The sequence below is a fragment of the uncultured Sphingomonas sp. genome, from assembly GCF_964250165.1.
Lineage (GTDB): Bacteria > Pseudomonadota > Alphaproteobacteria > Sphingomonadales > Sphingomonadaceae > Sphingomonas.
In genome coordinates this window covers 1-5,477 of record NZ_CAXUEK010000115.1, presented here as the reverse complement: position 1 = coordinate 5,477, position 5,477 = coordinate 1, and the positions used below count along the sequence as shown (strand labels likewise).

Below are 5,477 nucleotides of genomic sequence, written 5' to 3'. Positions count from 1 at the left end.
GCGCCGTCGCCGAACAGCACGCAGGTGGCGCGATCCTCCCAGTCGAGGATGCGGCTGAACGTCTCCGCGCCGATCACCAGCGCGCGGGTGTGGATGCCGGTGCGCAGCATCGCGTCCGCCACCTGCACCGCATAGAGGAAGCCGGAGCACACCGCCGCGACGTCGAATGCGACGCAATCGGGGATGCCCAGCATCGCCTGCACCTTGGTGGCGGTGGCGGGAAAGGTCTGGTCGGGCGTCGCGGTGGCGAGCACGATCAGGTCGATGTCGATCGCGGGCCGCGCCGCCGCCGCCAGCGCGGCCCTGGCCGCGTCCGCGGCCAGCGTCGCGGTGGTCTCGCCCGGCCCGGCGATGTGACGGAAGCGGATGCCGGTGCGCTCGACGATCCACTCGTCGGAGGTGTCGACCTCCTGCGCCAGCTCGGCGTTCGACACGCGCCGCACCGGCAGCGCCGAGCCGGTGCCGGTCAGGACCGAACGCCTCATGCCGCCGCCGTCTGGAAATGGCCGAGATCGTCGGCGATGCGGCGCGTCAGGTCGGCCCGCACCAGCCGCGCGGCGTTGCCGATCGCGGTGGCGACGCCGCTCGCGGTCGCGCCGCCATGGCTCTTCACGACGACGCCGTTCAGACCCAGGAAGACCGCGCCGTTGTGGTTGTTGGGATCGAGATGCTCCCGCAGCAGCTCGGTGGCGGGCCGCGAGATCAGGAAGCCGAGCTTCGAGCGCACCGAGCTGGTGAAGGCGCGGCGCAGCAGGTCGGCGACGAAGCGCGCGGTGCCCTCGGCGGTCTTGAGCGCGATGTTGCCGGCGAAGCCGTCGCACACGATCACGTCATGATCGCCGCGCGCCAGCTTGTCCCCCTCGACGAAGCCGGTGAAGGTCATCGGCAGCCGCGCCTCGCGCAGCACGGCGGCGGCCTCGCGGATCTCGTCCGTCCCCTTCTGTGCCTCCGAGCCGATGTTGAGCAGCGCGACGCGCGGCGAATCGAGCTCGAAGATGATCCGCGCGAACGCCGCGCCCATCACCGCGAACTGGACGAGGTTGCGCGCGTCGCACTCGGCGTTGGCGCCGAGATCGAGGACCACCACGTCGTTCGCCCCCAAGGTGGGCAGCGGCGCGGCGAGGGCGGGACGATCGATGCCGGGCAGCATCCGGAGCGCCAGCTTGGCCATCGCCATCATCGCGCCGGTGTTGCCCGACGAGACGGCGGCGCCCGCGCGCCCCTTCTTCACCAGGTCGATCGCGACGCCCATCGACGTGCGCTTGGCGCGGCGCAGCGCCTGGCTCGGCTTGTCGCCGCCGCCGATCACCTCGGCGGCGTGGACGATCTCCGAATTGGCGGTGAGGTTGGGATGCCTCTTCAGCCCCTCGGCGATCGCGGTCTCGTCGCCGACCAGCAGGAACTTCAGCCCTTCGTGCCGACGGCGCGCCTGGGCGACGCCGGCGAGCATCACGGTCAGCCCCTCGTCGCCGCCCATCGCGTCGACGGCGATCCAGGACTGGTCAGGCATGGCGCTCTGGTCCGGCCGGGCGGGCGTCAGGCCTCGACCGAGACGATCTCGCGGCCGTTATAATGCCCGCACGCCCCGCACAGATTGTGCGGGCGCTTCAGCTCGCCGCAGTTCGGACATTCCTGGAAGCTTTCCACCGACAGGGCGTCGTGCGCACGGCGCATGCCGCGGCGGGAGGGCGAGGTCTTTCTCTTGGGGACGGCCATGGCGGGCGCCTTTTCTCTTTTCGGCTCGTGTGGGTGCGTTAGGCCGTATGCGCCGCCGCGGCAACCGGGCGGCGACCCCGGCCGGGCGCATCGCGAAGCGCGCGCCTATAGCCGATCGCCAGCGCGTTGCAAGCGCCGGGGCCGAGTGGCAGGAACGGCGCGGGAGGACGAACACATGTTGCCGATGATGCCCAGAGTGACGCTGATCCTGGCGGGGTGCGCCGCCTTTCTCCACCTCTGGCTGGCGACGCGGGTCGGGCAGGTGCGCCGCAGCGAGGGCGTGTCGATCGGCGACGGCGGCAACGAGCGGGTGGTTCGCCGGATGCGCGCGCACGCCAATTTCACGGAGAACGCGCCCCTCGTGCTGCTGCTGGTGCTGGCGGTCGAGCTGGGCATCGGCCCATCCGTCTGGCTGTGGGCGGCGGCGGCGCTGTTCCTGGTCGCGCGCGTGCTGCACGCGATCGGCATGGACGGCTGGTCGCCCGGCCGCACGGTCGGCACGTCGCTGACGTTCGGGCTGGAGATCGCCCTGGCCGCCTGGGCGATCGCCATCCCGCTGGTGTTCCACGCCCCCCGGCTCGACACCGTGCCGACCGAGCTGGTGCCGGCACAGGGATGAGGCGGCTCCTCCCCCTGCTCGCGCTGCTGCTCGGCGCGGCACCGACGGCGCCCCTGTCGCCGCCGACCGTCTCGCCCGAACGGTTGTCGGCGGACGCGAGGACGCTCGCCTCTCCCGCGTTCGCGGGGCGGGCGCCGGGCACGCCGGGCGACGCGCGGACGGTCGCGTGGCTGATCGCGCAGCTCAAGGCCGCGGGCGTCCGGCCGGGCGGCCCGAACGGCGGCTGGACGCAGGTGGTGCCGCTGATCCGCACCCAGATCGGAGCCGGCACGATCCGCGCGGGCGGGACCGCCTGGGCGCAGAGCCGCGAGGTCTATGTCAGCACCGTGCGGGACGCGCCGCGCGTGCGGCTCGACCGGCTGCCGATGGTGTTCGTCGGCTATGGCGTCCACGCGCCCGAGCGCGGCTGGGACGACTTCAAGGGCGTCGACCTCACCGGCAAGGTCGCGGTGTTCCTGGTCAACGACCCCGATTTCGAGGCTGGAGCCGATGAACCGGTGGCCGGCCGGTTCGGCGGCCGCCGCATGACCTATTACGGCCGCTGGACCTACAAGTTCGAGGAGGCGGCGCGGCACGGCGCGGCGGCGGCGCTGATCGTCCACGACACCCCCGGCGCGGGCTATGGCTGGTCGACCGTGATCGCGCCGGCCGGCGAGAATTACGACGTGGCGCGCGGCGCCGACGATCCACGCGTGGCGCTGCAGGGCTGGATCGCCGGCGACGCGGCGACCGCGCTGTTCCGGGCCGCCGGGCTCGACCTCGCCGCCCAGCGCATCGCCGCGCGCCGGGCCGATTTCCGGCCGGTCGAGCTGAAGGGCCAGCTTTTCTCCGCCGACCTGCCCGTCACCGTCGAGCGCAAGGTCAGCCACAACGTGCTCGGGCGCCTGCCCGGGCGGTCGCGGCCGGACGAGACGGTGATGATCGGCGCGCATTGGGACGCCTACGGCATCGGCCCCGCCGACGCCGCCGGCCGCACGATCCGGCCCGGCGCCAACGATGACGGGCTCGGCGTCGCGGCGACGCTGGAGCTGGCGCGCGCCTTCGCGAAGGCCCCGCGCCCGGCGCGCAGCCTCGTCTTCGCCTTCTGGACGGGCGAGGAACGCGGGCTGCTCGGCAGCGAGACCTACGCGCAGCACCCGGTCTACCCGGTCGCGACCACCGTCGCAAACCTGACCTTCGATATCCTCAACACCGCCGGCCCGGCGCGCGACGTGATGCTGGTGGGCAACGGCCAGGACACGCTGGAGGACCGCCTCGCCACCGCGGCACAGGCGCAGGGCCGGACGGTGACGCCCGAGGCGCTGCCGGAGCGCGGCCTGTTCTACCGCGCCGACCATTTCTCGCTCGCTCGCCGTGGCGTGCCCACGCTGCTGCTGATGGCGATCAGTGGCCCGCCGGATCTGGTCGCCGGCGGCCGCGCGGCCGGGCAGGCGTGGCTCGACGCCTACATGAAGTGCTACCATCAGACCTGCGACCAATGGTCGCCCGCCTGGGACCTGCGCGGCGCGGCCGCCGACGCCGCGCTGTTCGGCACCATCGCGCGCGATCTGGCGAACGGCCGCGACTGGCCCGACTGGCGCGACGGCAGCGAGTTCAAGGCGATCCGCGCGCAGACGGCGGCCGCGCGGCGCTGACGGTGTCGGCCGCACGAACCGGTCGCGCCGCCGACGTCGTGCGGGTGGCGAGCGGCAACTTCGTCGAGATGTACGATTTCATGGTGTTCGGCTATTTCGCCGACGCCATCGGCGCGGCCTATTTCCCGGGCGGCAGCCAGCTCGCGACGCTGCTCAAGGCGCTGGCGACGTTCGGCGCGGGGTTCCTGATGCGGCCGCTCGGCGCGGTGGTGCTAGGTGCGTTCACCGACCGGCACGGGCGGCGCGCCGGGCTGCTGCTCACGCTGGCGCTGATGAGCGTGGGCATCGTCACGCTCGCCTTCACCCCCGGCTACGGCACGATCGGCGTCGCCGCGCCGCTGCTGGTGCTCGCCGGGCGGCTGCTCCAGGGGTTTTCGGCGGGCGCGGAACTGGGCAACGTCTCGGTCTACCTCGCCGAGATCGCGCCGCCCGGCCGGCGCGGCTTCTACGTCGCCTGGCAGTCGGCGTCGCAGCAGGTAGCAGTGGTGACGGCGGCGGTGATCGGCGTCGCGCTACACGCGGCGCTGGCGCCCGCGCAGGTGGCGGACTGGGGCTGGCGCGTGCCGCTGGCGCTGGGCTGCGCCGTCGTGCCGGTGCTGTTCCTGCTGCGGCGGCACCTGCGCGAGAGCGACGCCTTCGCCGCGCGCGACCACGTCCCGACGCTCGCCGAGATCGGCGGGGGCCTGCGCGAAGCCTGGCGCGCGGTGCTGGGCGGCGTCGGGCTGGTGCTGATGACCACCGTGAGCTTCTACATGATCACCGTCTACACGCCGACCTTCGGCAAGCTGCTCCATCTGCCCGAACGCGCGACCCTGTGGGTCACGGCGGCGGTGGGCGCGTCCAACCTCGTCTGGCTGCCGCTGATGGGCGCGCTGTCCGATCGGATCGGGCGCAAGCCGATCCTGATCGCCTGCACCGCGTCGGCGATCCTCACGGCCTATCCGGCGATGGCGTGGCTGGCCGGGGCGCCCAGCGTCGCGCGGCTGGTCGCGGTGGAGCTGTGGCTGTCGGCGCTCTACGGCAGCTACAACGCGGCGATGGTGGTGCGGCTGACCGAGGTGGTGCCGGCCGCGGTGCGCGCGTCGGGCTTCAGCCTCGCCTACAGCCTGGCGACCGCGGTGGGCGGCTTCACGCCGTTCATCGTCACCTGGCTGATCGCGCGGACGGGAAACCCGGCAATTCCCGGCGCGTGGCTCGGCCTGGCGGCGGCGCTGAGCCTCGCCGCCGCACTGTTCGCACACCGGGCGGTGGCGGATCGGGGGTAGATCGGCGATCGTGTCCTCGGCGAAGGCCGGGCTCCGGCATCGGGCCGCTCACATCAGCGCCGCGTCGCCGACGAAGGGGTTGGTCGTCCGCTCGTGCGCGAAGGTGGAGGGCTGGCCGTGGCCGGGGATGAAGGCGACGTCCCCCAGCGGCCACAGCTTCTCGACGACCGAGCGCACCAGCTGGGCATGATCGCCGCCCGGCAGGTCGGTGCGCCCGACCGAGCCCTGGAACAGCACGTCGCC

Annotated in this window: 5 protein-coding genes and 2 pseudogenes; 3 read left to right on the top strand and 4 right to left on the bottom strand. The window is 73.2% G+C overall.

What is annotated here, in order from left to right; genetic code table 11:
* The 3 genes and pseudogenes from ACFE64_RS14845 to rpmF form a co-directional block, all read right to left on the bottom strand.
* Positions 1 to 485: pseudogene (locus tag ACFE64_RS14845) on the bottom strand (3-oxoacyl-ACP synthase); the annotation flags it as partial.
* On the bottom strand, positions 482 to 1,510 hold the full coding sequence (gene plsX / locus ACFE64_RS14840; RefSeq protein ID WP_375393233.1) for a phosphate acyltransferase PlsX: 1,029 nt from the start codon (positions 1,508 to 1,510) through the stop codon (positions 482 to 484). The pseudogene ACFE64_RS14845 and the gene plsX, both read right to left, overlap by 4 nt.
* Before the next feature lie 26 nt (positions 1,511 to 1,536).
* Complete coding sequence (gene rpmF / locus ACFE64_RS14835; RefSeq protein ID WP_375393232.1) at positions 1,537 to 1,716, bottom strand: 50S ribosomal protein L32; 180 nt, start codon at positions 1,714 to 1,716, stop codon at positions 1,537 to 1,539.
* A gap of 175 nt (positions 1,717 to 1,891) precedes the next feature.
* Between rpmF and ACFE64_RS14830 the strand changes: the two genes are divergently transcribed.
* Genes ACFE64_RS14830 through tcuC form a run of 3 tightly spaced genes read left to right on the top strand, consistent with a single transcriptional unit; the run spans position 1,892 to position 5,234 of the window.
* Positions 1,892 to 2,335, top strand: a complete 444-nt coding sequence (locus ACFE64_RS14830; protein WP_375393231.1) for an MAPEG family protein — start codon at positions 1,892 to 1,894, stop codon at positions 2,333 to 2,335.
* Complete coding sequence (locus tag ACFE64_RS14825; protein ID WP_375393230.1) at positions 2,332 to 3,969, top strand: M28 family peptidase; 1,638 nt, start codon at positions 2,332 to 2,334, stop codon at positions 3,967 to 3,969. Before ACFE64_RS14830 ends, ACFE64_RS14825 begins: the two co-directional genes overlap by 4 nt.
* A 2-nt stretch (positions 3,970 to 3,971) precedes the next feature.
* Positions 3,972 to 5,234, top strand: coding sequence for a tricarballylate/proton symporter TcuC (gene tcuC / locus ACFE64_RS14820; RefSeq protein ID WP_375393229.1), 1,263 nt, complete (start codon positions 3,972 to 3,974; stop codon positions 5,232 to 5,234).
* Positions 5,235 to 5,282: 48 nt separating this feature from the next.
* Here the strand turns inward: tcuC and ACFE64_RS14815 are convergent.
* Positions 5,283 to 5,477: pseudogene (locus ACFE64_RS14815) on the bottom strand (MBL fold metallo-hydrolase); the annotation flags it as partial.

Bases quoted from the DNA above. Each gene is read 5' to 3' on its own strand.
- ACFE64_RS14830 (WP_375393231.1), top strand. From the start codon at position 1,892: ATGTTGCCGATGATGCCCAGAGTGACGCTGATCCTGGCGGGGTGCGCC.
- ACFE64_RS14825 (WP_375393230.1), top strand. From the start codon at position 2,332: ATGAGGCGGCTCCTCCCCCTGCTCGCGCTGCTGCTCGGCGCGGCACCG.
- rpmF (WP_375393232.1), bottom strand. From the start codon at position 1,716: ATGGCCGTCCCCAAGAGAAAGACCTCGCCCTCCCGCCGCGGCATGCGC.
- plsX (WP_375393233.1), bottom strand. From the start codon at position 1,510: ATGCCTGACCAGTCCTGGATCGCCGTCGACGCGATGGGCGGCGACGAG.